Annotated in this window: 24 protein-coding genes and 1 tRNA gene; 11 read left to right on the plus strand and 14 right to left on the minus strand. The window is 71.6% G+C overall.

All coding sequences use genetic code 11. From position 1 onward, the window contains the following. The 3 genes from BXA11_RS27645 to BXA11_RS27655 all read right to left on the minus strand — a co-directional run. Positions 1-615 (minus strand): chaplin family protein (locus BXA11_RS27645; RefSeq protein WP_159454848.1); only part of this gene is annotated, 615 nt, incomplete at its 3' end. A gap of 203 nt (positions 616-818) precedes the next feature. Next, complete coding sequence (locus BXA11_RS27650) at positions 819-1,445, minus strand: hypothetical protein (RefSeq protein WP_076439200.1); 627 nt, start codon at positions 1,443-1,445, stop codon at positions 819-821. Positions 1,446-1,555: 110 nt separating this feature from the next. After that, positions 1,556-2,851, minus strand: coding sequence for a M20/M25/M40 family metallo-hydrolase (locus BXA11_RS27655; RefSeq protein WP_076439202.1), 1,296 nt, complete (start codon positions 2,849-2,851; stop codon positions 1,556-1,558). Between the two features lie 212 nt (positions 2,852-3,063). Here BXA11_RS27655 and BXA11_RS27660 point away from each other — a divergent pair. Beyond that, positions 3,064-3,149: transfer RNA gene (locus tag BXA11_RS27660), tRNA-Leu, on the plus strand. 567 nt (positions 3,150-3,716) lie between these two features. Here the strand turns inward: BXA11_RS27660 and BXA11_RS27665 are convergent. Further along, a complete protein-coding gene (locus tag BXA11_RS27665) occupies positions 3,717-4,295 on the minus strand; it encodes a TetR/AcrR family transcriptional regulator (RefSeq protein WP_076439204.1) in 579 nt (192 codons plus the stop codon). Between the two features lie 113 nt (positions 4,296-4,408). Between BXA11_RS27665 and BXA11_RS27670 the strand changes: the two genes are divergently transcribed. Continuing rightward, positions 4,409-5,488 (plus strand): amidohydrolase family protein, encoded by a 1,080-nt coding sequence (locus BXA11_RS27670; RefSeq protein WP_204053868.1) that lies wholly within the window; start codon positions 4,409-4,411, stop codon positions 5,486-5,488. A 233-nt stretch (positions 5,489-5,721) separates the two neighbouring features. Here the strand turns inward: BXA11_RS27670 and BXA11_RS45825 are convergent, their stop codons facing one another. From BXA11_RS45825 to BXA11_RS27690, 5 genes are all read right to left on the minus strand, one after another. Then, on the minus strand, positions 5,722-5,913 hold the full coding sequence (locus BXA11_RS45825; protein ID WP_143734556.1) for a tetratricopeptide repeat protein: 192 nt from the start codon (positions 5,911-5,913) through the stop codon (positions 5,722-5,724). Positions 5,914-6,117: 204 nt separating this feature from the next. Beyond that, entirely contained in the window at positions 6,118-7,257 is a 1,140-nt protein-coding gene (locus BXA11_RS27675) for a glycerophosphodiester phosphodiesterase family protein (RefSeq protein ID WP_076439208.1), read from the minus strand. A gap of 204 nt (positions 7,258-7,461) precedes the next feature. Then, a complete protein-coding gene (locus tag BXA11_RS27680) occupies positions 7,462-8,001 on the minus strand; it encodes a hypothetical protein (protein WP_076439210.1) in 540 nt (179 codons plus the stop codon). Further along, positions 8,002-9,066 carry a hypothetical protein gene (locus BXA11_RS27685; RefSeq protein WP_143734547.1) on the minus strand — a complete coding sequence of 355 codons (1,065 nt, stop codon included), beginning with the start codon at positions 9,064-9,066 and terminating at the stop codon, positions 8,002-8,004. Beyond that, positions 9,059-9,577, minus strand: coding sequence for a hypothetical protein (locus BXA11_RS27690; RefSeq protein ID WP_076439214.1), 519 nt, complete (start codon positions 9,575-9,577; stop codon positions 9,059-9,061). The genes BXA11_RS27685 and BXA11_RS27690 overlap by 8 nt, the downstream gene beginning before the upstream one ends. A 298-nt stretch (positions 9,578-9,875) precedes the next feature. Between BXA11_RS27690 and BXA11_RS27695 the strand changes: the two genes are divergently transcribed. Next, the gene (locus tag BXA11_RS27695) at positions 9,876-11,252 is read left to right on the plus strand and encodes a GH1 family beta-glucosidase (RefSeq protein WP_076439216.1); all 1,377 of its coding nucleotides are present in this window, start codon (positions 9,876-9,878) and stop codon (positions 11,250-11,252) included. A gap of 148 nt (positions 11,253-11,400) precedes the next feature. Further along, positions 11,401-12,408, plus strand: a complete 1,008-nt coding sequence (locus tag BXA11_RS27700; protein WP_076439218.1) for a lysylphosphatidylglycerol synthase transmembrane domain-containing protein — start codon at positions 11,401-11,403, stop codon at positions 12,406-12,408. A 3-nt stretch (positions 12,409-12,411) separates the two neighbouring features. Here the strand turns inward: BXA11_RS27700 and BXA11_RS27705 are convergent, their stop codons facing one another. Both BXA11_RS27705 and BXA11_RS27710 read right to left on the minus strand, forming a co-directional pair. Continuing rightward, complete coding sequence (locus BXA11_RS27705) at positions 12,412-13,053, minus strand: TetR/AcrR family transcriptional regulator (protein WP_030507881.1); 642 nt, start codon at positions 13,051-13,053, stop codon at positions 12,412-12,414. Positions 13,054-13,156: 103 nt separating this feature from the next. Next, positions 13,157-13,648 carry a DUF1707 domain-containing protein gene (locus BXA11_RS27710; protein ID WP_204053869.1) on the minus strand — a complete coding sequence of 164 codons (492 nt, stop codon included), beginning with the start codon at positions 13,646-13,648 and terminating at the stop codon, positions 13,157-13,159. A 168-nt stretch (positions 13,649-13,816) separates the two neighbouring features. On the opposite strand from BXA11_RS27710, the gene BXA11_RS27715 reads away from it, so the two are divergent. From BXA11_RS27715 to BXA11_RS27735, 5 genes are all read left to right on the plus strand, one after another. After that, on the plus strand, positions 13,817-14,506 hold the full coding sequence (locus tag BXA11_RS27715; RefSeq protein ID WP_051761680.1) for a TetR/AcrR family transcriptional regulator: 690 nt from the start codon (positions 13,817-13,819) through the stop codon (positions 14,504-14,506). A gap of 54 nt (positions 14,507-14,560) precedes the next feature. Further along, positions 14,561-14,977, plus strand: coding sequence for a hypothetical protein (locus BXA11_RS27720; RefSeq protein ID WP_076439220.1), 417 nt, complete (start codon positions 14,561-14,563; stop codon positions 14,975-14,977). A 475-nt stretch (positions 14,978-15,452) separates the two neighbouring features. Next, on the plus strand, positions 15,453-15,680 hold the full coding sequence (locus BXA11_RS27725) for a hypothetical protein (protein ID WP_030507877.1): 228 nt from the start codon (positions 15,453-15,455) through the stop codon (positions 15,678-15,680). A gap of 380 nt (positions 15,681-16,060) precedes the next feature. Next, on the plus strand, positions 16,061-16,459 hold the full coding sequence (locus tag BXA11_RS27730; protein WP_076439223.1) for a MerR family transcriptional regulator: 399 nt from the start codon (positions 16,061-16,063) through the stop codon (positions 16,457-16,459). Positions 16,460-16,586: 127 nt separating this feature from the next. Beyond that, positions 16,587-17,600, plus strand: coding sequence for a pyridoxamine 5'-phosphate oxidase family protein (locus tag BXA11_RS27735; protein WP_076439225.1), 1,014 nt, complete (start codon positions 16,587-16,589; stop codon positions 17,598-17,600). Here the strand turns inward: BXA11_RS27735 and BXA11_RS27740 are convergent, their stop codons facing one another. Beyond that, positions 17,601-20,882, minus strand: coding sequence for an ATP-binding protein (locus BXA11_RS27740; protein ID WP_076439228.1), 3,282 nt, complete (start codon positions 20,880-20,882; stop codon positions 17,601-17,603). A 56-nt stretch (positions 20,883-20,938) separates the two neighbouring features. On the opposite strand from BXA11_RS27740, the gene BXA11_RS27745 reads away from it, so the two are divergent. Continuing rightward, complete coding sequence (locus BXA11_RS27745; protein WP_143734548.1) at positions 20,939-21,844, plus strand: hypothetical protein; 906 nt, start codon at positions 20,939-20,941, stop codon at positions 21,842-21,844. A gap of 149 nt (positions 21,845-21,993) precedes the next feature. Next, entirely contained in the window at positions 21,994-22,455 is a 462-nt protein-coding gene (locus BXA11_RS27750) for an ATP-binding protein (RefSeq protein ID WP_204053870.1), read from the plus strand. An 18-nt stretch (positions 22,456-22,473) separates the two neighbouring features. On the opposite strand, the gene BXA11_RS27755 is transcribed toward BXA11_RS27750, so the two are convergent. Both BXA11_RS27755 and BXA11_RS27760 read right to left on the minus strand, forming a co-directional pair. After that, a complete protein-coding gene (locus tag BXA11_RS27755; RefSeq protein ID WP_076439232.1) occupies positions 22,474-23,454 on the minus strand; it encodes an AraC family transcriptional regulator in 981 nt (326 codons plus the stop codon). A 115-nt stretch (positions 23,455-23,569) separates the two neighbouring features. Further along, complete coding sequence (locus BXA11_RS27760) at positions 23,570-23,887, minus strand: hypothetical protein (protein WP_143734549.1); 318 nt, start codon at positions 23,885-23,887, stop codon at positions 23,570-23,572. Between the last annotated feature and the right edge of the window lie 39 nt (positions 23,888-23,926).

Raw genomic sequence — 23,926 nt, forward strand, 5'->3', positions numbered from 1 at the left:
GATCGAGCCATGGCCGCTGGTGCGGTTGCCGCCGGCGCGGACGACGTCACGGCCGCCGCCGACGAAGGCACCGCCACGGCATCCGGCGGTGGCGTTGCCGAAGACGGCGATCGAGTTGCCGCACAGGTTGATCGGCGCGGTGATCGGCGCGACGACCTGGTTGCCGCCTCCGATGCTGTGCACCCCGCTGGTGCGGTTGCCGCCCGCGCTCGCGTGCCGTCCCGAGCTCTTGACGGCCGCGCCGCCGCGGCAGCTCGCGTCCGACCGGCCGATGACCGACACCGCGTTGCCGCAGGCGTTGACCGGGACGTTGATCGGCGCTTCGACCTGGTTGCCGCCGAGTATGCTGCCCGCTCCGGAGGTTTTGTTCTGCCCGGCGCCCACGCCCTCGCCCTGCACGGCCGCGCCGCCCTGGGAGGAGGCCCGGGACTCGCCGACGACCGCCACCGCGTTGCCGCTGATGTCGATCGGCAGGGTCACCGGGATGTCGACCTGGTTGCCGCCGAGCACGGAATGGCTGCCGTCGGTGTCGGCGAAAGCCGTACCGCTGCCAAGGGCCATGACGCCGGCGGCCAGAAACGCCGCGGGGGCCGAGCCCTTCGCCCACGTTCGCATGATGAATGCTCCTAGTGGTTCTTCTAGGGGGTTACCTGACAGCTCGCGACGCATGTCCAGGCCGCATGAGCACAGCGGAGCCGTGGACGTCACGAGGATGGGAAATTCCGCGTCACCCGCGGGAGCCTGCCGCCCGGGCACCACGAGCGAGGGCAGGCGGTGGCACCGGTCGCCGTACGACGGGGACCGGCACGAAGGCGGGATCAGTCAGGAGAGAAAGACGGGTCGTCCGCCGCTGTGCGGACCACCGGGGGAACAACCGCCGCCAGTGGGGCGGGCAGCTTGGTGAAGCGCGGTTCGAACACGTCCCGCGCGACATCCCCGAACAGGATGTTTCCACCGCTCGACTGCGGGACCAGGCCCTGATCTTCGGGCGCGTGGTCCGCGGTGGAGGGTGGGGGGAGCAGAGGCTTCGACTGGCTGGTCAGCCCGTCGACCGTGCGCCCCGCCATCGCCTCGGCGTTCACCGAGACGTCGTCCGCCGCCGTGGGGAAACCGTCGGTGCTCTTCCCGTGGGACTCGACCGCGCCCGGCGAGGGCGGCAGACCGAGGTCCGAACCTGAGAAATGATCGGGAAGAACCGACCCGGCGACGTCATGTGAGGGTGTGGTCCCGGGCACGGACGTCACCGTGCCGAAGACACCGAAGAACACACCGAGCAGCCATCCGGCGGCGATCAGCCCGCCGACGACCAGCAGGCGGCCCAGACGGGAACCGGCCGCGAACCGCGCCATCCGGCCCCGCTCCGCAGAGCCGGGAGACGTGACGCGCACGCCGGGAACCGCGGCGGGCGAACTCGCCCTCCGCCGTTCCTGCGACGTGCGCGTCACGCGACCTCCCCAAACCGCTGAGTCAACAGTCCGCTGGGTCAACCCGGTGCGGATCCAACCCCCAACGGAGAGTTACTGTAGCGGCACGGCACGTGATCGCAAGAGCTTTCTCAGCAGTATTCGAGGAAACGGTCAAGGACCCGGACGCCAAACCGGAGTGAATCAACCGGAACGCGCTCGTCGACGCCATGGAACATCCCGGAGAAGTCCAAGTCTTCGGGAAGCCGCAGCGGCGCGAAGCCGTAGCCGCTGATGCCGAGACGGCTGAACGCCTTGAGGTCGGTGCCGCCGCTCAGCGTGTACGGCACGGCCCGCGAGCCCGGGTCCTCCTCCTGCAGCGCGTCGGCCATCGCCTTGACCAGCGGGCCCTTGAAGGGGGTCTCGACCGCCACGTCGTGATAGACGAACTCCCTGGTCACGTTCGGCCCGAGCAGCTCGTCCAGGGTCTGGAAGAACTCGTCCTCGTAGCCCGGCAGGAACCTGCCGTCCACGTGCGCGGTGGCGATCTGGGGGATGACGTTCGCCTTGTATCCGGACTGGAGCATGGTCGGGTTGGTCGTGTTGCGGAGAGTGGCGCCGATCATCCTGGCGAGCGGCCCGAGGGTGGCCACCGCCGCCTCCGCGTCCTCCGCCTTGACCTCCCTGCCGAAGACCTCCTCGAAGAACGCCTGCACGGTGGGCGTGAGCCTGACCGGCCACTTGTGGCGGCCGATCCTGCCGACCGCCTCGGCGAGCTCGGTCACGGCGTTGTCGTCGTTGAGCATCGAGCCGTGCCCGGCCCTGCCCCTGGCGGTCAGGCGCATCCAGGCGATGCCCTTCTCCGCCGCCTCGATCAGGTACAGCCGGCCCTTCTCGGTGGTCACGCTGAAGCCGCCGACCTCGCCGATGGCCTCGGTGCAGCCCTCGAAGACCTCCGGATGCCGCTCGGCCAGCCACTGGGCGCCGTAGTGGCCCCCGGCCTCCTCGTCCGCGGTGAAGACGAGGACGACGTCCCTGGGCGGCCTGCGCCCCTCGCTCAGCCGCCGCCGTACGACGGCGAGGATCATCGCGTCCATGTCCTTCATGTCGACCGCGCCGCGGCCCCAGACGCAGCCGTCGGCGATCTCGCCGCTCAGCGGGTGGTGGGTCCAGTCGGCCGCGTCGAACGGCACGACGTCCAGATGGCCGTGGAGAACAAGGGCGTCCCTGCTCGGGTCGGTGCCCTCGACACGGGCGACCACGTTCGCCCGCCCGGGGTCGGACTCGAGGATCCGCGGCTCCAGGCCGACCTCCGACAGCTTGCCGGCCACGTACTCCGCGGCCTCGCGTTCCCCGGGCCCCGCGTTGTCCCCCGCGTTGACCGAGTCGATGCGGATCAGGTCGCGGCACAGCTCCGCGACCTCGTCCTCCCCGTAGCGTGGGGTCATTGCGCCTCCTCCTGCCGGGCAGGCCCCAATCGGGGGCGGCCCGCCTTTCCCGTCGTACGGCTCGCGCCTCCATCCTGCCGCCGTACAGGCGTGACGTTCACCCCCGGTCTCCCGGAAGCCGCGCCGGAGCCGATTCCCGGTATGAAGCAGGGCGCAGAGAGTGCTAACCTGTATCAGCCGACGCGGGATGACGATCCCGCGTGAGGCACCACGTCCGGGTGGCGGAATAGGCAGACGCGCTAGCTTGAGGTGCTAGTGCCCAGTGATGGGCATGGGGGTTCAAGTCCCCCCTCGGACACGCACTCTGGTACATGTTGGGCCTGGCCTCAACTGCGACCACTCTCTCCAGAGGGTCGTAGACGAGGTGCAGGCCCATCTGCGTGTAGAGGTCGTTCCGGTCGGCGGGGTCCGCCTTCTTGATGATCTCGGCGATCTCGGCCAACCGTGGAATCATCTCCGCGATCTCCTTTTGACTGATCTCCCTATTCCCGGTGATGGCCCGTAGCCGGCCCTCTGCCTTTAGCCGCCCGGCTCGGGTCTCGGCCATCCACTTGCCGATCTCCTGGGGGTCTCCACCCGCGTCCAGAGTCGTCCGGTAGCGGGCCATCCGGCGGTCGCAGTCGTCGATGGTCCGCTTGGCCGTCTCGACGGCGACGCGATCGGCCTCGCTGTTCTGGGCATCGAGCAGGGTGTCAACGACGCTCGAATTCTGACCCTCCAGCGACGCATGCCAGGGCGAGGACAGGCACTCGGACACTGGCCCGAGATCACGTTTCCGGCATCAGCCGAACTCCAACCACCGTGGCCCACTCACAACATGCGCCTTTCGTCTCGCACTGCCGCCCTGCGGGATGCGGCCAGGGGGTCATGGCCTGGTCAGCGGAATGAGCACCTCATCGACGGTGGAGGCGATCTCGCCGGAGTCCACGCGACCGCCCTCCCAAGCCTGGAGGAGGATCAGGCGTGGCCCGACTGAGACAACGCGCGGGGTGAGGCTGCCGGGTGCGGCTTCGCCGCGTTCGACCGCCTGGCGCAGGACGGACAGCAGTACTTCCTGGTGCGGGCGGATCACCAGCCGGTGGACCTGCTCGAACAGTTCGGGATGGCGGTGGCGGTGGGCGATGAGCGGGAGCAGCGCGCGGCCGCGCGGCTCTTCGAGCGCCCGTACGAAGTGCTCGAGCAGGGCGATCAGGTCATCGCGCAGTGCGCCCGTGCCGGGCGGCGCCGGCGGGTCGCCGAAGCCGGTCGCGGGGTCGCTCAGCGCGGCGAGGACGAGTTCGGCCGGGGTGGACCAGCGCCGGTACAAGGCCGCTTTCCCGGTCCCGGCCGCGGAGGCGATCTTGTCGAACGTCAGCTCCTCGAAGCTGCTCCCGGCCAGTTCGCTCAGGACGGCCTGGAAGATCGCGGTGGTGAGGGCGTCTCCGCGGCGGCGGGTGGGACTCATGAGGACCGATATATCACGCACTTTGCCGTGCTAGCCTCCATTAGTGAACAAAGTTGTTCCCTATCTGGAGTGGGTGGCCTATGTCCACTGACGGCAGGACAGCCTTGCGCAATGTGCGGGTCTTCGATGGCAAACGGCTCGGCGAGCCCCGTACCGTCGTCATCGACGATGCGCTGATCGGCGACGATCCCGCAGGGGCGGAGGAGATCGACGCGGCGGGGGCGGCGCTGCTGCCCGGGCTGATCGACGCGCATGTCCACCTGCACGACCCCGGGAACCTGGCCGCCCTGGCCGCCTGGGGAGTGACGACCGGACTCGACATGGCCTGCTGGCCGGCTGAGCGGGTGGCCTCGCTGCGCGAGACCGAGGGAGCGGCCGACTTCCGTACTGCCGGACTGCCCGCGATCGGGCCGGGCGGCCACCACGCCCGCATGCCGGGAATGCCGCCGGAAGCCGTCATCCTTACGGCAGCCGATGCCCGGCGGCACGTCGAGGCGCGGGCGGCGGAGGGTGTCGACTACATCAAGGGCGTCGCCGAGGCCCCCGGCGAGGGCGGGCCGCCCGCGGACGCGCTGCGTGCGCTGGTGGAGGCGGCGCGCGAGTACGGGCTCAAGACGATCGTGCACGCCGCCACCCCGGGCGCCTACACGATGGCCGTGGAGTCGGGAGCGGAGTTCGTCACGCACACGCCGATCGTCGGCGGGGTCCGGGCGCACGACGTGGCCGCGATGAGGAGCGCCGGCCAGAGGTCCATCCCGACGATCACCATGATGGAGGCGTTGCTCACCGCCTTCATGACCTCCGGCCCGCCGCCTCGGCGGGCCGACCACCTGGGGGAGGTACTGGGCGACGTCGGCCGTCTGCACCGGGCCGGTGTTGAGATCCTCGCCGGGACGGACGCGAACGCCGGGCCGTCCGCGCCGCTGCCCGTGCCCCACGGCGAGAGCCTGCATCACGAGTTCGAGCTGATGGCGCGGGCCGGAATGACGCCGGTGGAGATCCTGCGCTCGGCGACCGTGCTGCCCGCCCGCGCCTTCGGCCTGGCCGACCGGGGCGCCGTCCGGCCGGGCATGCGGGCCGACCTGTTGCTGGTCAACGGCGACCCCACCCGGGACATCACGGCCACCCGCGACATCCGCGCTGTCTGGTGCGCCGGTCACCCCGTCACTCCGGCCACCGCTCGCGAACCCTGAAACCTGAGCGGCTGCGCGAGCGGAGGGTTCCCGTAACCACGGCGGCGTCGCCAGGGCCGCGAAGATGTGGGATCAGCCGGCCGCCGGACGTGGTGATGTCGGAGTTCTCGTCTCCCGTCAGGATCTGGGGCGGGTGTGAAGTTGCATGAGGACGGCTTGGGTCGCGGGGGTGGGTCGAGGTCGAGGCTGGCGAGGTGGGCGTTGAGGTGCTGGGCGCGTAGGCGTGCCTCGTCTCAGCGGCCAAGTCCGATGAGCAGGCGGATGACGGCCGCCGCGGCGGCCTCGTTGACGGGGTCGAGCGTCAGCGCCTGTTCCATGACTTCCAGAGCCCGCTTCGGTCTTCCGGCCTTCTCATGGATGCCTCCGAGTTGGAGGAACGCTCGTACGGAGGCGAGGGCGAGCGGGTCTCTATGGTCGAGGTCGATTCAGGGATACGGCGTGCCATCTGCGAGGTGACCTCGGCAGACCTCGGCGGCTCTGTCCAGAGCGGCGGCCTTGGCCTCTGGGACTGTGGCTTTCCGTGCTTCGGCGAGCGCGCGGTGGAACTCCCAGAGGTCGATCCAGACGTGCTGACGGTTGATCCGGCACGTTCCGCTTTCCGCCGGTCCCCGGCATCGGCTGATCGACGATCAGTGCCCGTGGTTCTTCAGGTGGTAGCTCTTGGGCAGCTCGAAGCCGCGGTCGGCCATGACCTCGCGCAGGCGGTCCGGGTAGTCGGTGATGATGCCGTCCACGCCGGCGTCGATCATCGCGTTCATCGTCGACTTCTCCTCGACGGTCCACGGGATGACCTTGATGCCCAGCTGGTGCGCCTCGTCGACCAGGGCCTTGGTCACGTAGGGCTTGTAGTCGGCGTCGCCCACCTCGGCACCCTCGGGGGTGCCGGGCAGCGGCGAGAACGCCGACGCGCCGAACGACTTGATCGCCTTCAGCGGGTCGCCGCCGAAGTCCGCGAGATCGATGCCGCCGAGCCAGATCTCGAGGCCGGGGATGCCGTCGTAGACGGGGTTGGTCAGCGCCACCAGGGGCAGCCGCGGCTCGACCTGGTGCATCCGCATAAGCGCGCCCCAGTCGAAGCTCTGGATGGTGACCTGCTTGAGCATCCCGGCCTCGCGGATCTCCTTCGCGGCCTCCTGGACGAACACCTCACGAGGCTGCGTCTCGGTCGTCCCGACCTCGTACTTGGTCTCGATGTTCATCATGACGTCCTTGGCTTTGTAGGCCTTGACCAGGTCGAAGACCTCGGTCAGCAGCGCCATGCGGGCCCCGGTGGCCGGCTTCTGGCCGGGCCAGTCCGCCAGCGTCTGGCCGCAGTCCATGGTCTTGATCTGCCTGACGGTCAGGTCCTTGATGAACTTGCCGGCGTACGGGTACTCCGGGTCGCCCTTGAAAGCCGGAGCGGTGTCCTTGCACTTGCGGCCGTCGATCTGCCGGTCGTGCGAGACGACCGCCTTGCCGTCCTCGGTGATCGCGATGTCGAGTTCCAGGGTGCTCACGCCGAGTTCAAGTGCGTTGGCGAAGGCCGGAATCGTGTTCTCCGACATCAGTGCGGCGCCGCCCCGGTGCGCCTGGAGGTCGAGCACGCGCTTCCCGTGACCGGGGCCGTTGCCAGGACCAGGGCCGGGATCGTTACCCGGGCCATTGACGGGGCCGTTGCCAGGCCCGTTGGCCGGCTTGCCGTGGGCGGCGTCGGCCGAGGCGATCCCCGGCAATGCGACCATCACGCCGCCGAGCACCGCGACGACCGCGGCCTTACGCAATGCACCCATGTGTCATCCCTCTGCGAGTAGTGCTGCTGCGGGTACGGCCGGGCAAGACGGGCCCGACCATGCACAAAGATCACGGAGCAGCGCAACAAAAGGGGATACAGCAGTTGTAATCGGGACGAAAGTTGTATGAGCGTCCTAAGTGGCCGTATCACCCCCGAGGAGGCGTACATCGTCCGACTGTGGCGATCTCGCCGGTGGCCGTGGTCATGCGACGGAGTGGGTGACGACGCCGGTGTAGGTGCCGGCGGTCACACCGGAGAAAGGGATCGACAGCACCAGGGTGGGGTTCCAGCTGGCGTTGTTGATCCCCGCCACGGCGGTGTGGGAGAACGCCGTCCGCGGGGCGGCGAGGGTCACCCTGCTCGCGGCGGTCGGCTGGCCGGGGACGAAGGTCCCGCCACCCTGGGTTGCGCTCGCCGGGCCGGACCAGTAGCTCATGTTGGCCCGGCCGATGGTGACCACCGGCGCGGCGGTGCGGGTGTAGTTGGTCGAGGAGACCGTGGCCGTCCATGCGCCCGAGTTGGGACTACGGCCATCGGTCACCGTCACCGTGCCCATCTGCGCGCTGCGCTGGCTTCCGGGCGGCCCGCTGCCCAGCGACACCGCGACGGGAGCGGTGATGGTCAGCTCTCCCGCCCTTGCCAGGACGTAGGTGGCCGGTGCGACAGTCGCGGACGCCGAGGGGGCGGGCAGGGCGGCGGCCAGGACGGTCGCGGTGGCGAGGGGGTTGATGCGTCTGCGCATTTATGCCCTTCGGGGTTCGGGATGGGGTCTGGCCCTGCGGCGGCGCCAGGTCAGGACACCGGCGGCCACGAGACCCAGTGCGGCGACGGTCGAGGGGAGGATCAGCCGCGACGCGCCGGACGGGGTGACGGGCCGGCCGATACCGACCTTGGGGAAGACGACGGTCGCGGAGACCTCGCGTTTGATCAGGCCGCTCTGCACGACCATGTCCACCTTCCAGGGGCCCTCGGGCAGCCGTGCGTCCATGACGACGGCCAGCCGCCCGGTCTCGCCCGGGCGCAGTGCGACGCCCAGCTGCGCCGGGTAGGGTCCGGCGCGCAGCCCGCCCGGCCCGTCGGACAGCGACAGCGAGCCGGACAGGTCCAGGGCCCGGCCGCCGGTGTTGTGCACCTGAGCGGCCAGGACCGGGCGACCGGTGGCGTCCCGCTCCGGGGTGAGCTGATCGATGCTCATGTCGGACGGCGGCTCGCCGCCCGGGCCGACGTCGAGGTACATCCGGATGCCGACGCGGCTGGCCAGACCGATGTTGTGCGCCTGGTCCGGCTCCGCGGTGGTCTGCGCCCAGAGCACCCCGTACCGCTCGCCCTTCCACGCGTCGGACGGCACGCGGGTGGTGAACCAGGCCCGGCGGGCCTGCCCGGGGGCCAGGTCGATCTCCGCCGGCGCGATGGTGGTCCAGCTCGTCAGTTCGTTCGGGGTGCGGTCGGGGGCGAAGACGAACGCGTGGCCGCGGATGTCGGCCGCCGCCGGATACAGGGAGACGCGCATCCGGTGACCGCTGGTGTTGGACACCTCGATCCGCCGCTTGATGGTGGTGCCGGGATCGAGGTGATCGACCACGCCCTTGAGCGCGCGGGGGTCGGCGCGGCGGGCGACGGGTGCGTCGACCAGCCGGATGCCCAGCCCCTGCCCGGGGTCCCCCCGATCGGTGGTCGCCGCCGCGGCGGCCACGGAGGCTGGGCCGGGGCCTGGGACGCGGACGGCCGCGAGCGCCGCGCCTGCCGTGCCCGTACCCGGCACGGCAAGCAGGACGCCCGCGGCCCAGCCGATGAGTCGATCAGGCAACAGAGTGCGTCACCGTGCCCGAGTAGGTGCCGAGACCCACCGACAGCGGGATGGTCACCGAGATGGTCGGATTCCAGGTCGCCTGGCTGTTGCCCGTGCCGCCGGTGTAGGTCATCGCGACCCGCTGCACGTCCAGGGTCCCGCCAGGGCCGGGCGTCAGCGTCCCGTTGCCGACGATCAGCGTGCCAGGACCCGGCGTGTAGGTCGCCGCGGAGGCCGGGACCGTGTCACTCGGGCCCGAGAAGGCCGAGGACGACACCCGCGCCGTCCAGTCCGAGGTGGGCACACCGCCTCGGGCGTCGGTCACCGTGACCGTTCCGATCGGCCCGCTGACCGTGCCGCCCGCTTGGGCGCTGCCCAGACTCACCGGACCGGCGGGCGCCGTGATCGTCAACGCACCCGACGTGACCGTGAAGGTCACCGTCGTGTCCGCGGCCGTGGCGGCCGGACCGGTCAGCACCGCCAACCCGAGCGCGATACCCGACACCAACGCGAGCGGCCTGAGTCGCATGCTCGTCCCCCGAATATGTCAACGCCCAGAGCATGGGCGGCAGCACCAGAGATCACTTCAGGGCACACGATAGAAAGCGGAGGGCGTCTCCGCCGGGCAGGACGCACCCGTGGATACGGGTCACCGACCCCATCGCGACCGAAGCTTGAACGCGCCCGGACGGCGTCGACGTCATCCGGCGAAACGGTGCCGGTGATCGGCGGCTCGAAGGTCAGGCGCCGGTCCGCCGAGCTCGATGTTCTGACACACTGCCTGGCCAGGACCCGATAACTCCCTTCGTGAATGGAAATCCGACCTGATGACGCAGCATGCGAACTTCCTGTGGGGCACGGCGACCTCGTCGTACCAGATCGAGGGCGCCGTGGCCGAGGACGGGCGCACCCCGTCCATCTGGGACACCTTCTGCGCGACTCCTGGCACGGTGACGGACGGCGACACCGGAGCCGTCGCGTGCGATCACTACCACCGCATGCCCGAGGACGTGGCGATCATGGCCGAACTCGGGATGGACGTGTATCGCTTCTCCCTCGCCTGGCCGCGCGTGCAGCCGGACGGAACCGGCGGAGGCAACCCCGCGGGGATCGCCTTCTACGACCGTCTCGTCGACGAGTTGCTGGCCAAGGGCATCCGCCCGTGGGTGACGCTCTATCACTGGGATCTTCCCCAGGCGCTGGAGGACGCGGGGGGCTGGCCGAACCGCGACACCGCGTACCGTTTCGCCGACTACGCGGCCATCGCCTACGACGCGCTGGGCGACCGGGTGGACCAGTGGACGACCCTGAACGAGCCGTGGTGCTCGGCCTTCCTCGGCTATGTGACCGGCCAGCACGCCCCGGGGCGCCAGGACGCCCGCGCGGGGATGGCCGCCCTCCACCACCTGCTGCTGGGACACGGGCTGGCGACCCGGGCGATCCGCGACAGGGCGGAGACGAGCGGCCGCTCCGACCGGCTGGAGGTGGGCATCACGCTCAACCTCGCCCCCAAGATCCCCGCGAGCGACTCCCCGGCCGACGTCGCCGCCGCCCGCTGGGCGGACGGGTTCGACAACCGGCTGTACCTCGACCCGCTGCTGCGGGGTGAGTATCCGGCCGACATCGCGGACAAGCTCGACGAGCTGGGATGCCCGCTCCCGGTCGGGGACGGCGACCTCGCGCTGATCGCGCAGCCGCTGGACGTGCTCGGCGTCAACTACTACTCCTCGCAGGCCGTCCAGGCCGGGCGGGTGGGTCAGAACGGCTGGCCGTCGCCGGTGGCTCTGCGCCGCGACGTCCCGCGCACCGCGATGGACTGGGAGGTCACCCCCGCCGCGCTGACGGATCTGCTGCTCCGCCTCGAACGGGAGTATCCCGGTCCGGCCTGGTACATCACCGAGAACGGCGCCGCGTACGCCGACGTGCCCGACGAGAACGGTTACGTGGACGACGTCGAGCGGGCGGAGTATCTGCGGTCGCACATCGACGCGACGCTGGAGGCCCGCGCACGCGGCGCCAACGTCCGCGGCTACTTCGCCTGGTCGCTGCTCGACAACTTCGAGTGGGCATTCGGCTACGACCGCAGGTTCGGCATCGTCCGGGTCGACTACGACACGCTCCGCAGGACCCCGAAGCGCTCCGCGCGCTACTACGCCGAGCGCGTCGCCGCGGAGAAGGATAAGGCCGGGAGGGAGCGGGCGTGATCACCGTTCTCACCCGCCACCTCGGCCACGGCAGCGGGAGCACGAAGACCGGATCCGCTCCGGAGCGGGGAAAACGGCGATGCTAACGTAAGTCAGTCGCTTGATTTAGGCGCGCACCACCCCGATCGCGCAACGGAGAATCCCGCGCATGTCCCCTGCCTCCGTCGCCCACGCGGCGCGCCGGTTCAGAAGCGCCGCCGCGGTCGGCGTGGCCGGGGTGGCGCTGTTCGCCCTCAGGGACAGCATTCCCGACCCGGACGCGGTCTGGGCTTCGGTCCGCAAGGTGAACCTCGGCTGGCTGGCCGTCGCCGTGGTCGCCGAGGGCCTCTCGATGCGGCTGTTCGCGGGGCTGCTGCGCCGCCTGCTCAGGAGCGGCGGCGTCAGGCTCACCGGGCCGCGCTCGGTGGCCGTCACCTACGCGCGCAACGCCGTGTCCGGCTCCCTGCCCGCCGGACCGGTGCTCTCGGTCGCCTTCACCATCCGCGAGCTCGGCCGGCTCGGCGCGTCAAAACCGCTGTCGGTCGCGACGCTCGTGCTCAGCGCCGTGTATTCGACCACCACCTTCGCCGTGCTGGGACTGGTCGCGCTGCTGGGCGGCGACGCGACCCGGATCCCCGCCTTGATCGCGCTGGCCGCCGTCGCGGCGGCCGTCATCGCGCTGGTGCGGCTGCGCCGGCGGCCCGGCGTACGCCGTTCCGGCGCCTCCCGGATCCTCGCGGCCAGGGACGCGATCAGGCCGACCGGCAGGGACCGGCTGGTCCTCGTCGTCCTGGCGCTGGCCAACTGGCTTCTCGACGTGGCCTGCCTTGCCGCCGTGTGCGCGGCGGCAGGGGTCGGGCTTGGACCGCACACCGTGCTGCTCGGCTACGTCGCGGGCAAGATCGCGGCGACGGTGGCGGTGATCCCCGGCGGGCTCGGCGTCACCGAGCTCGGCATGGCCGCCACGTTCGTCGGAGCGGGCGTCACCGGCAGCATGGCGGCGGCCGTCGTCGCGCTCTACCGGCTGATCTCCTACTGGGCCGTGCTCGCCGTCGGCTGGGTCGCCTGGCTGCTGCTCCGCGACGGGGTCAGGGACCGGCTGGCCACGGCCGGGCGGTGGCTGCTCGGCGTCGTCTGCCGCGGTCACAACGGGGCGGGCGTGCGCCCGGCGGGGTGAGGCTCACGACTCCCCGGAAACGGGCGCCAGCCACAGCCCGACGAGCGCGTCGATCAGCCCGGTCGCCGTGCCGTGCCAGCTCGACCTGGGCGTGGGGGCGCCTTCGGCGAGGGCGCGCTCGCGTTCGGCGCACACGTGCGTGATCAGCTGCCGCGCCATGTCGCTGCGCTCCGCCCGGACTTCGGCGGGCAGCTCGGGCAGGCAGCGGACGAACCCGTCCATCGCCCGCCGCAGCGAGGCGTGCGTCTCCTCGGTGATGATCGCGCACAGCGAGGGATCGGTCACCACTTGGGCGATGAAGCGGGCATACCAGGTCGGATTGCCCTGGGCGGCCAGATGCTCGGTGACCGGGCGGACCAGGCAGGCCGCCCAGTCGCGTACGTCGGCGGAGTCGCCGAGGCCGGCCAGCATCCGCTCGCGTATCCGATCGACCGGCTCGGCGTGTCTGCGGACGATCGCGCGCACGAGATCCGCCTTGGTGCCGAAGTGGTAGCCGACCGCGGCGTTGTTGCCCTGCCCCGCGGCCTCGCTGACCTGGCGGTTGGACACGGCGGACACGCCGTGTTCCGCGAACAGCCGCTCCGCGGCCGACAGGATCCGCTCACGGGTCACACCGGCCCGCTCGGCTCGCGACTTCCCGGTCATCCTCACCACCGCACCGGAACCGCTCCGCGGTTCACCGACCGACAAGGCCCCCTCGGCCCGGTGCAAGTCCATCGATCCCGGTGAGGTAAGTCAAGCGATTGATTTACGTCGTCTCCCGGCGCTCGCGGGCGCGGGTCGCCAGGGTCACGGGTACGGCATGGCCCAGCACTCCGACGCCCCAGCCCAGGACGGGCCAGATCGGCCACGGATACCAGGAGCCCGTCGCCCGGCCGACGGCGAGCCAGACGACCACCATGAGGAGCGACATGCCGGCATAGACACCGGCGTGGATACGCACCCCGAGCCTCGCCGCCCTGGCCTTCCGGGCCCGGCGCAGCGCCCGGTCCCTCGACGTGCGCAGCTTGACCGGCAGGTCGGCGAGGAGAGCGTCGAGCTCGGCGCGGTGCCGAGCGCGCGTGGCGATGTCCAGGCGCTCGTCGAACTCCTCCTTGGTCAGGTAGCCGGCGCCGTACGCGTCGGCGAGCAGCTCGACGGCGCGGTCGCGCTCGGCGGCGCCGGCCCGGGGAGCGGTGGCCGGAGCGGTGGCCGGGGCGGCGGGTCTGGAGCGCAGCGCTGTGCCGGAGTCGGTGGTCAAGGGAGCCTCCAGGAGCCGGGCGGGCGATTCCCCGCGAACGTTGGTAACCTCAGCGTCGCATAAACGCACTAGCTACTGCAAGATGCTAGAGTTAACATGTGTAAACACAAGAAGGGAGACAGGCCGATGAAGGGGTCCTCGACGACCGGTCCTTCACGACGCCAGAGGGTGCGTGACGCCACACTGCGTGAGCTGGTCTCGGTGAGCCGCGAGATCCTGACGACCCAGGGCGTCGAAGCGCTGACGATCCGGGCGGTCGCCCGGGAGATGGGGATGACCCCGCCCGGGGTCTACCGCTACTTCGACAGCCACCGCGCCCTCCTCGACGCGGTCATCGTGGCGATCCTGGACGAGCTCACCGAGTTCGTCGTCACCAGGGTCGGCGAGGTGGACGAGGCGGACGCGGCGGGCCGGCTCGTGGTCGCCAGCAGGGCGTTGCGGCGGTGGGGGGTCGAGCACCCCCGGGAGTTCCACCTCTCCCTGGTCGTGTCCCCGCCGGAGGAGGAGGACCAGGCGGTCGGCCGCGCGCGACGCCAGGTGGGCAAGCTGTTCGGGGAGATCTTCGCCGGAGCCTGGCGGGACTACGGCAGCGCCTCCCCCGCTCCCTGGCCTCGCGAGCCCCGGATCGAGCCGCTGGCCGAGCGGCTCGTCCGGATCCTGGAGGTCACGATGCCCTCCACGGCCGCCGCGGCCGCCTTCACCCGCTGCTGGATGCGGCTCTACGGGATGGTCTGCCTGGAGTCGCTCGGCCTTCCGCGAGTCGTCGGCGACGAGGAGGGCGATCTGTTCGAGGCGGAGCTGGCCGAGCTCGCGCGGACACTCGGCCTTCCCGAGGCCGCCCTGGACACCGGCCGCTGACGTTCCCCCACCGCCGTCCCCGTACGGCCCCACCATGTTCGGACAGGAGATCCCATGACCCCCCTGCAGCTCAGCCAGCCGACCCAGGTGATCGCCGCCGTCGTCCTGCTGACCATCGTGACCATCGAGTTCGGCGGGTGGTTTCTCACCCGGATCGTCCGCGGCGCGGTGCCGATGACACCCTTCCAGCAGGCGTTCGCGCGCGCCGGCCACGCGCACGCGGGGGTGCTGGTCACCCTGGGGCTGGTGTGCCTCCTCTTCGTCGACGCCACCGGCCTCGACGGAGCCGCCCTGTGGACCGCCCGGCTCGGCGTGCCAGCCGCCGCCGTGCTGATGTCCGCGGGGTTCTTCCTGTCGTCCATCGGACGGGACGTGACCCGGCCGAACCGTCTGATCATCCTGCTCTGGCTCGGCGCGCTCTGCCTGGCGGCGGGCGTGCTGACCCTCGGCATCGGCCTGCTGACGAGCTGACGGGGCCACCGGGACGACCGGTGGAAAAGAGCCGCGCATGACACCCGATTCCCGGGGTAAGCGAGAGCGGGAGAGTGCGCTACGGGGCCCGCGCGGGACGGCGGCGGACAGACCGCCCGTCACGTCCCGCGCGGGCCCCGCTCACGTGTCGTGGCGGGTGATCCGGCTCGCCGTGAGGAGAACGCCGGGGCCATGCGCCGTCCGCCCTGTGCCCATCCGCCCTGTGCCCGTCCGCCCTGTGCCCGTCCGCCCTTGGGTTTGCCTACTCTGACGTCAGAGTAGGGTGAGGCTGGTCACGTGGTTCTCCCGGCCGACGCGCTGCCGTCCCGCGACGTCCAGTCCCCGCGCCCCGCGTCGTCACCGCCGGAAGACCAGGCGTCCGGGCGGCCCCGCCGCCCACCGGGGCCCGCCCGCGCGGGAGCCTCCTCCGCGGCGGGTCCGGCCACACGAGAGACCGCACGTGGAGAGGAGGACGATGTCCGTCTACCGCGTCAGGATGTACAGCGGGTTCCAGCGCACCCTCACCGCCGACCGCGTCGTCGTCAACGGCGACAACATCTGTTTCGAGCGGAGCAGGAACGGGTCCTGGGTGGCGGCGCTCCAACTGCCGACGCAACTGGTCACCCGGGTCCGCCGGCGATGCATTCAGTCGGACGGCACGGTCACGTGGAACGTCGAGGAGCCGGAGCCCAGCACCTACTGATCGCGGCGCTCGCTCTCGACGGTTATTGCTCTATAACCTTCCGTGAGAGTAGAGTCTGCCCCGCTTGCGGTGGGACTCCGCTTCGCCGCGTGCTCACCCATCGCAGGCGTCAACGCCACCGCACGGCCCGCCTGGCCCTTCCCCCTCGCCGGGCGCGCCGTCGCGGTGGGAGCAGGCACTGCCGCAGGGCCCCACCAGGGCGGCCCCGGCCTTATGCTTGTCCTCCCCGCCAGCCGGACTCCCGGGCGAGAGGTATCGTCACCGACGGGTTCCAGGGAGCTGTTCCGCGAAACCCTACCCATACGTGAGGGTAGGCCGTGATTGGCGACGGTACCCGCGCGGGAGCGGTGACCACGGGGGTAGGAAAGGTGAGCGGAGCGATGCCTGAAGGTCTGGTGCAGATCGGCGAGGTCGCCGAGCGGCTCGGGCTGTCCCTGCGCACGATCCGCCACTACGAAGAGGTCGGCCTGGTCGTGCCCGCCCGCACCCAGGGGGGTTTCCGGCTCTACAGCGAGGAGGACGTGCAGCGCCTGGCGCTGATCAGGCGGATGAAGCCGCTGGGGTTCACGCTGGAGGAGATGCGCGGCCTGCTGGAGATCACCGACCGGCTCGCCCACGGCGACGACGACCCCGGCCTGATCACCCGGCTGCAGCTGTTCGAGCGGGCCGTCGCGGAACGCGCCGACAAGCTGCGCGAGCAGCTCGCGATGGCCAGGGAGTTCGCCGAGCAGCTCCGGCGTCAGCGGTTGAACGCCCCGAAGACCACGTCCGCCTGCTGATCTTCTGCGCCCCGCGGGCGCCCAAGTCCGTCCCAAGTGCCGTCTAAGCCCTGCCGCCTACGTTCACCGGCGTAAGGAATTCCGCGGACCGCCTGCGGAGTTCTCCGGCTTTCCGCAGCGAGGGAGCATGGGATGTCCCTGTCGCCCGCACGGCACGGCCGGGCGCACGAACTGGCCCGCCGAGATCCTGCCGGTGCTCGAACACACACTGACGTGCGAGTACGCCTCGCTCACCCGCACCGGCGCGCCGATCACCTGGCCGGTGGCGCCCTACGTCGCCGAGGACGGTCGCACGGTCGACGTCTCGACGGGCCTGACCTATCCGTCCAAGGCCGAGCGGGCCAGACGCGACCCCCGGGTCGCGCTGCTGTTCTCCGACCCCACGGGATCGCCCGTCTCCGGCCCTCCCACCGTGCTCGTTCAGGGCCTGGCGACCGTACGCGACGCGGATCTGCAGGCCAACACCGATCTCTATCTGCGGCGGACGCTGGCGAAATATCCGCAGTCCCTCGCCCGGCAGCCGTGGTTCCTCGTACGGCGGCAGGTTTGGTATTGGGCCCGGATATGGATCGAGGTCACTCCGCTGCGCGTGCTGTGGTGGCCGGACGGGCGGCTCGACGCGCCTCCCCTGCGATGGGAGGCGGCGCCGGAGGTGACCGCGCCGCCGTCGGACCCCGTTCCCGCGGGAGCCGGCGCTCCGAAATGGCTGGAGCCGCCCGCCGACTGGCGCCCGCGCGCCGACCACGCCGCAGGCCTCGGCGACCCCGTGCTGACCGTGGTCGGCGAGGACGGCTGGCCCCTGCCGCTGCGTTCGTCCGGCGCGACCCGCGTGGACGACGGCTTCCTCGTACGGATCGGCCCGCCCGGCGTCCCGGCGCGTGGACGGGCCTGCCTGACCTTCCACACCCACGACGCCGACATGAGCGGCCAGGAGAACGTCGTGCTGGTCGGCGAGGCCACGCCCCTGTCCGACGGGGTCCACGTGCGGGTCGAGCGCGCCCTCGCGGACTTCAGCCTCAGCGGGAGCCGTGCCGGGCAGGTGCGGAAGATGGTGCGGACCGCTCGCGCTCTGGCACCGCGACTCGAACGGGAGGCCGCACGACGCGGGCAGCCCGTCCCCGTGCTCCGGCGGCCTCGCTGATCACAGGCCCGCGAGCGCGTCACGGGCCGACTTCTCCCAGTGGGGAGAGCCGACCTGCCGGGCCACCTCCACCGCCCGCGCGTAGTGTCCCTCCGCGGCCTCGGGTTCGCCCAGGAAGACGGCGAGGTCGCCGAGTGAGTGGGCCACCGGACCGAAGGTGACCGACGCGGTGCTCAGCCCGGCCATCTCCCCTTCCTCGGAGAGGAGCAGGCGGTAGCACGCCTCGGCCGTCTCGCGGTCCTCCAGCGCGATGGCGGTCGCCGATCGCGCCGCCATCATGCCGGTCCAGGTGAAGTCACGGCGCGGGAGGGCCGCCGGCCACACGGCCCTGGCCTCCTCCAGACGGCCGGCCGCCACGAGGGCACGGGCGTACAACTCCGCGACCTCCTCGGGGATGCGCACCCACACCGGGGCGAGCGCCTCCACGCACTCGTCGAAGCGGCCCGCCGCCAGACGGACCGCGAAGCGCCCCACGGCGCCCATGAGGGCCGAGATCGAGGCTCCCGTCTCCATCAGCCGCTCGCCCAGCGTCGTGTACGCCCTCTCGGCCTCGTCGAACTCTCCCCGCACGAGCAGGTGCAGGGCGTCGAGGAACGCGAGGATGCCGAGGGCATGGCCGAGCTGGCCGCTCGTCGAGTGCTCCGCCGCCTGGTCGGCGTGGCGCCGGGCGGCGGCCCAGTCGTTGCGGCCCAGCGCGACCATGCACAGCGCCGCGTGACCGAGTGTCCGGTAGCCGAGCAGCCCGGCCGCCGTGGAGACCCGCAGCAGCTCGTGCCCCAGCTCTTCCAGCTCCTGGCGCCTGTCGGGGGCGTGGCAGGCCCAGTATCGGGCGTTCAGCGCCATGCACAGCAGCTGCGGGTCGCCGACGGCGCGGGCGATGTCCACCGCCTCGGTGCTCGCCGACTCCACCCGGGCGGCGTCGTGCCCCTCGACGGCATGGCACAGCGTGACCAGCAGAAGACAGCGCAGCTCGCCCGTCTCCCGGGGAATCGCGTCCTCGACGGCGTGCACCAGATCGCGATCGAGCCTCCGCTCCGGCTGGACGGTCCAGATGACGGGCGCATCGAAGGACACGGCCGCCCGGGCGACGGCCTTCGGATCGGTGGTTCTCCGGGCGGCGGTCAGCGCCTTCGCCCGGACGTCGAACGCCCTTTCCACCTCACCCGCGTGTGCGAACGCGGACACCAGGCGGCACATCAGGTCGAGTCGCAGCGCCTCCGGCGGGTCGGACGCCAGGTCGAGCGCGCCCAGCCCGCCGTCCAGGAAGGCCGCCGCGTCCCTGTGGGCGTAGAGCGCGGACGCCTGGGCCGCCGCGCGCGACGCGTACTCGGCCGCAGCCGTCGCGGTGGCGGTGGTCGCGGCGGCGAGCGCGTGGTGCCCCAGCGCCCCGACGTCCCCGGGCCGCACCGCCTCCAGGGCCGTCACGACCTTGCGGTGCATCCGGGCGCGCCGCAGCCGGGGGATGTCCTCGTAGAGGGTCTCGCGGACCAGCACGTGGGCGAAGCGGACCCGCCCCGGCCGGGGTTCCTCGAGCAGCCCGGCCAGCACCCCCGCCTCCAGCCCGTCGAGCACGGTCTCCTCGTCGGCTCCCGGCATCGCGATGAGCACGTCGGCGTCGACCTCCCTGCCGAGCACCGCGGCGTTGCGCAACGTCGCCTGGACCGCGCCGGGGAGGCGGGCCACCCGCCGCCGGATCAGGTCCCGCACCCCGGGCGGCAGCACGTTCACCGCCGAGGGGCCGTCGATCGCGAGCAGCCGCGCCGTCTCGCTCACGAACAGCGGGTTGCCGCCGGTGCGCTCGCTGACCTTCCGCACCGTCGCCTGATCCACGTCCAGGCCGGACCGCTCGGTGAGCATCCGGGCGACCTCGTCCGGTGCGAGACCGCTCAGCTCCATGTTCTCCACCGTCTGCACGGCAAGGGCGGCGGCGGTCGCCATCAGGCCGGCTCCCGACTCCCCGGGCCGGTGCGTGAGCAGGACGAGCACGGGTGTCGCGGCCAGCCGTACGGCCAGGTGGCGCAGCAGCTGAAGGGTCTCCTCGTCGGCCCTGTGGACGTCCTCCAGCACGATCAGCAGCGGCCCCGGCACGCCGTCCAGATAGTCGCCCACGGCCCTGGCCAGCCAGAACTGGCCGACCGGCACGGCGTCGTCGGTCAGCAGCGGCGCCAGCCGCGCGGCGGTCTCCGGCGGGGGCGGCGTGGTCGCCGCGAGATCGCGCAGCACCTCGCTCCACGCCCACGCGGGCGGCACGCCGCCCGTCGTCTCCGGGCATCGGCCGACGATCGTCCGCCAGCCCCGCGACGACAGGTGCCCCACCAGGGCGTCGGCCAGGGTGCTCTTGCCCAGCCCGGCCTCGCCGCCGAGCCACGCGACCCGGAACCCGTCCCCGGCCTGCTCCGCGGCGGCGGCCAGGCGGGCCAGCTCCCTCGTACGGCCGACCATCCTGCCGGGGGACGGCGGGCGCGGCCGGTCGGGCGGCACGACCGGCGGCGCGGGCGCGGGCTCCCGGACGATCAGGTCGAGAGAGGGGGCCTGGGCGAGGATGTCCGCCTCCAGGCTCCGCAGCGCGGGCCCGGGGTCCACGCCGAGCTCGTCCGAGAGCAGGGCGCGCGTGCGGCGCAGGGCCGCGAGGGCGTCCCCCTGACGGCCGGCCCGGTAGTAGGAGAGCGCGAGCAACCTGACGGCGTTCTCCCGGAGCGGGTGGGCGGCGACATGGCGTTCCAGCTCGGGGACCAGTTCGGCGTGGCGGCCGAGCGCCAGTCCCGCCTCGGCGCGGTATTCGGTCGCGACCGCCCGCAGTTCGAGCAGGTGGCCCACCTCGGGCACGGCCCACTCCTGGTCGGCGAACTCCTCATACGCCTGGCCCGTCCACAGCGACAGCGCCTCGCTGATCGTGTCGAAGGCGGCGGCGGGTTCGCGCCGCGAGAGGAGTCCGGCCGCGGTGTCGACCAGCTTGGGGAAAAGCCAGGCGTCCACGTCCTCGGTGCCGAGCGCGAGGCGATATCCGGGCGGCGCGCTCACCAGCACGCGGGCCGGGGTCCGCGGCGCCCGCTCGGGCTCCAGGACGCGGCGCAGGTTCGACACGTACACCTGCAGGGCGCCGAGCGCCTTCGGCGGCGGCTGGCCCTTCCACAGGTCGTCGACGAACCGGTCGGTGGACACGATGTGCCCCTGTGCGCAGACCAGCCGGGCCATCACAGCCCGGTGGAGTGACGTGCCGAGCTCGACAGGGCGGCCCGCCACCTCCGCGCCGATGTGGCCCAATACCAGAACGCGCACCATAGCGGGTAAAGCTTAGATCTGTTTCCTCTTATGGAGACGGCTCGTTAGGGTGACGCATGATTCTTGATCGATTCCCTCCTCGATTCCTGGATGAGTCCGCGCGTCACTATCGGTGGGGTGTTCCCGCGCTGATCGCCGCCGCCGCATATGGCGCGGTGATCGTGGTCGCGGCCGCGGTCGCGACGGCCCGCGGCGACATCGGAGTCCTTTGGCGGTTGACGCTCTTCTTCGAGGCGGACGAGGACGCCACGGCGCGGGAGCTCGCGAACGTGGATGTCACGGCCGTATGGCCGAACGTGCTCGTTCTCCTCGCGGCGGGCGGGCTGTGGGGCTGGGCGCTGTGGCAGGGCCTGCGAGGCCCGGTCGCGGGGCGCCCGCCGGCGACGGACCGCGGTGTGCTGCGACTGCGCGTGGCGTTCTACGCGGCGGCGGGGTCCTGGCTGGTGTCCGCGGTCGCACCGGCCTGGCCGTGGTGGGCGGTGGTGATCGACTCGCTGGTCATGTCGGCGGTCGTGGTGCTGTTCCACCCGGTGCTGCGCCGCGCCGTGGGGTTCCCCGGGCTCGCCCTGGCCGCGGGCCTGCTGACCAACACGAGTGTGGCCGCCGTCGAGGTGTTCGACGTGCTCGGCTGGCGCGAGGCGCGGCGAGTGGCCGACATGCCCGATATCAGCGCTCTGGCGAGCCTGATCTGGACGGCACTGGTGTTTCTGACCCAGTGGCGGGACGGCCGCTGGCGGCGGGCGACCGTCTGGTATGGCATCGCCTCCCTGGTGGTGCCGGTCGCGCTCCTGCCGCTGGCCGTACTGGAGATCGCCGGGATCTCCGGGGACGTATACGGCTGCGCGATCACGGCCACCAACGCTCTGACGGTGATCTGGCTCGCCCGTTCCGCCCACGAAGTCACCGACCCACCCGTCCCGTCCGGCCGGCCGGTCCTGCCGCCCGCGCGGGCGTCCGGGTAATGGTTCGTTAAGCGGATACCCGCCCTCGCCTTGGGGATAGCGAGCCTTCATACGGCCCGCCTAATCTGCGATAAGTGACGCTCTTTCCAACAGTTTGACGCACCGCGCATTGGAGGGCGGGGGCGCTTCGCCACGGAAGGTGCCCGCTGGTGACCAAGGAGCACGACACGATGAAATCGCAGACCATGGACCGCGCCGGCGTATGCACGGCCGAGGCGGTCGTCGACGAATACGCGTGTCCGGTGCCGCACTCTCCTCAGGAGGTCGGCGCCGTACGACGCCGCGCGCTCGGCGTTCTGGCAGCCTGGGGAACGCCCGGGAACGCCGCGCAGGAGGCCGCGCTGGTGATCTCCGAGATGGTGACCAACGCCGTGCTCCACGCCCTGCCGCCGGCCGAGTTCCGGCTCCTCCTCTACGCGGAGGGCGATCACGACATCATCCGGGTCGAGGTCACCGACGCGGGAGCGGCTCCGGTGTGGCCGGGGGCCGGAGCGCCGGCGGCCGAGAGCGGGCGCGGCGCCGTTGTCGTCGACGCCCTCGCCATCCGGCACGGCTGCATGAGCGGACCCTCCGGCATGATTACGTGGTGGGCCGATCTGCCGGCCCGCTGAGCGGCCCTGCCCGCCCGTTCAGCGGCGCAGTGTCTCCGACGGGGACTCCCCGAAACGCCGGCGGTAGGCGAGCGAGAACCGCCCCAGATGGACGAACCCCCAGCGACAGGCGACGTCGGTGACCGTGGTGGCGCTCGCGTCCTGGACCGTGAGCTCGGCACGCACCCGATCGAGGCGCACCTCCCGCAGGTAGCTCATCGGCGTCGTCTCCAGCTGACGCCGGAACCCCTCCTGAAGCGCCCGCGCGCCGACGCCCACCGCCTCGGCGATCTCCTCCACCGTGAGCGGTTCCGCCGCCCGCGCCTCGATCAGGTCCACGGCCCGTTCCACCGCCGTCGGCGCGACCCGGGGAAGGCCGCCCGACAGCGCCTCGCTGTAGTTGCTGGGCTGGGCCAGTAGCAACTGCGTCATCAGCAGCCCCTCCAGCTGCCTGAGTGCGACGGGTTGCTCCAGCATGGCGCCGCCGGTCTCCGCCTCCCCCCTGAGCAGCTCGACGACCGCGAGCCACGATCGGGCGGGAGGCCAGGTCAGGTCCATGCCGAGGGAGAAGCTGAGCGGCCTGCGCGGCGTGCGCCCCATGAGCTTGCCGAGGTGAGCTTCGAGCGCGGCGCGGTCGAAGCGGACGATCAGCGACTCCTGCCCGGCGGTCCACCGCATGGACATGGGCCGAGTCAGCGACAGCACGGAGGCGAACTCGGGCGTCGCCACGATCCTCTCGCGGCCCTGGGACACCTCCGCGACACCGGTCAGCGGGATCTCGACGAGCAGATAGCTCTCCACCGGCTGCGGCGTGATCAGCACCTCCGTGCCGTAGCCGAGCGAATACAGCGCGACTCCGTCGAACGTCACCCCGTTCATGCGGGCGTCGAACGCGACCTCCGAACTCACCGGGCGCAGTCCGTGGACGCCGAGGTCGTTCCCGACCCGTCTACGGGCCTCGTCGACATCGTGTGTGTGCAGCCGCAGGTGTGCGGCGAGCGGTAGCGACTGTTCGGCCATTTTCGCCTCCCCGCGCGGGCAGGCCCCCCGTTCCCGCAGGTCGCGGGCACGACACAAGCCTATGCGCGCGGACCGCTCGGGCGGGACACGGTCGCGGCGAGGACCGGCAGGACGCTCAGATCACGCGGCGGGAGACGATGCCGGTGCCGACGTCGTGGCCGCACCACAGGCGGAAGCGCCCCCCGGGGCGCAGATAATCGACCGCGTCGTCGTCGGTCGTCGCGATGGTCACCACGTGCAGGCGGTCACCCGGGATCAGCGGCTCCTCGTCGTCGGAGGTGATCGCCGCCTGGAAGGGCCGGCTGGGCCCGCTGCCGTACTCCCCCGCGCAGGCGCAGATCACCAGCGACTGCGTGCGGAAGGGCAGTTCGTGCGGCAGGCCGCCCTGGTCGGAGGCCAGGAGCGTGATGAGTGCCTTTGCCCGGACGGTCATCGAGACCACCAACTTTCACGCGACTATTGCATTATGCAA

This window comes from Microbispora rosea, assembly GCF_900156315.1.
GTDB lineage: Bacteria > Actinomycetota > Actinomycetes > Streptosporangiales > Streptosporangiaceae > Microbispora > Microbispora rosea.

Coding starts and splice junctions, on each gene's coding strand:
- BXA11_RS27655 (WP_076439202.1), bottom strand. CDS start 2,851: ATGACCCCACGCTACGGGGAGGACGAGGTCGCGGAGCTGTGCCGCGAC.
- BXA11_RS27665 (WP_076439204.1), bottom strand. CDS start 4,295: ATGAGTCCCACCCGCCGCCGCGGAGACGCCCTCACCACCGCGATCTTC.
- BXA11_RS27675 (WP_076439208.1), bottom strand. CDS start 7,257: ATGGGTGCATTGCGTAAGGCCGCGGTCGTCGCGGTGCTCGGCGGCGTG.
- BXA11_RS27680 (WP_076439210.1), bottom strand. CDS start 8,001: ATGCGCAGACGCATCAACCCCCTCGCCACCGCGACCGTCCTGGCCGCC.
- BXA11_RS27690 (WP_076439214.1), bottom strand. CDS start 9,577: ATGCGACTCAGGCCGCTCGCGTTGGTGTCGGGTATCGCGCTCGGGTTG.
- BXA11_RS27695 (WP_076439216.1), top strand. CDS start 9,876: ATGACGCAGCATGCGAACTTCCTGTGGGGCACGGCGACCTCGTCGTAC.
- BXA11_RS27700 (WP_076439218.1), top strand. CDS start 11,401: ATGTCCCCTGCCTCCGTCGCCCACGCGGCGCGCCGGTTCAGAAGCGCC.
- BXA11_RS27705 (WP_030507881.1), bottom strand. CDS start 13,053: ATGACCGGGAAGTCGCGAGCCGAGCGGGCCGGTGTGACCCGTGAGCGG.
- BXA11_RS27720 (WP_076439220.1), top strand. CDS start 14,561: ATGACCCCCCTGCAGCTCAGCCAGCCGACCCAGGTGATCGCCGCCGTC.
- BXA11_RS27725 (WP_030507877.1), top strand. CDS start 15,453: ATGTCCGTCTACCGCGTCAGGATGTACAGCGGGTTCCAGCGCACCCTC.
- BXA11_RS27730 (WP_076439223.1), top strand. CDS start 16,061: ATGCCTGAAGGTCTGGTGCAGATCGGCGAGGTCGCCGAGCGGCTCGGG.
- BXA11_RS27735 (WP_076439225.1), top strand. CDS start 16,587: ATGGGATGTCCCTGTCGCCCGCACGGCACGGCCGGGCGCACGAACTGG.
- BXA11_RS27740 (WP_076439228.1), bottom strand. CDS start 20,882: ATGGTGCGCGTTCTGGTATTGGGCCACATCGGCGCGGAGGTGGCGGGC.
- BXA11_RS27745 (WP_143734548.1), top strand. CDS start 20,939: ATGATTCTTGATCGATTCCCTCCTCGATTCCTGGATGAGTCCGCGCGT.
- BXA11_RS27755 (WP_076439232.1), bottom strand. CDS start 23,454: ATGGCCGAACAGTCGCTACCGCTCGCCGCACACCTGCGGCTGCACACA.
- BXA11_RS27760 (WP_143734549.1), bottom strand. CDS start 23,887: ATGACCGTCCGGGCAAAGGCACTCATCACGCTCCTGGCCTCCGACCAG.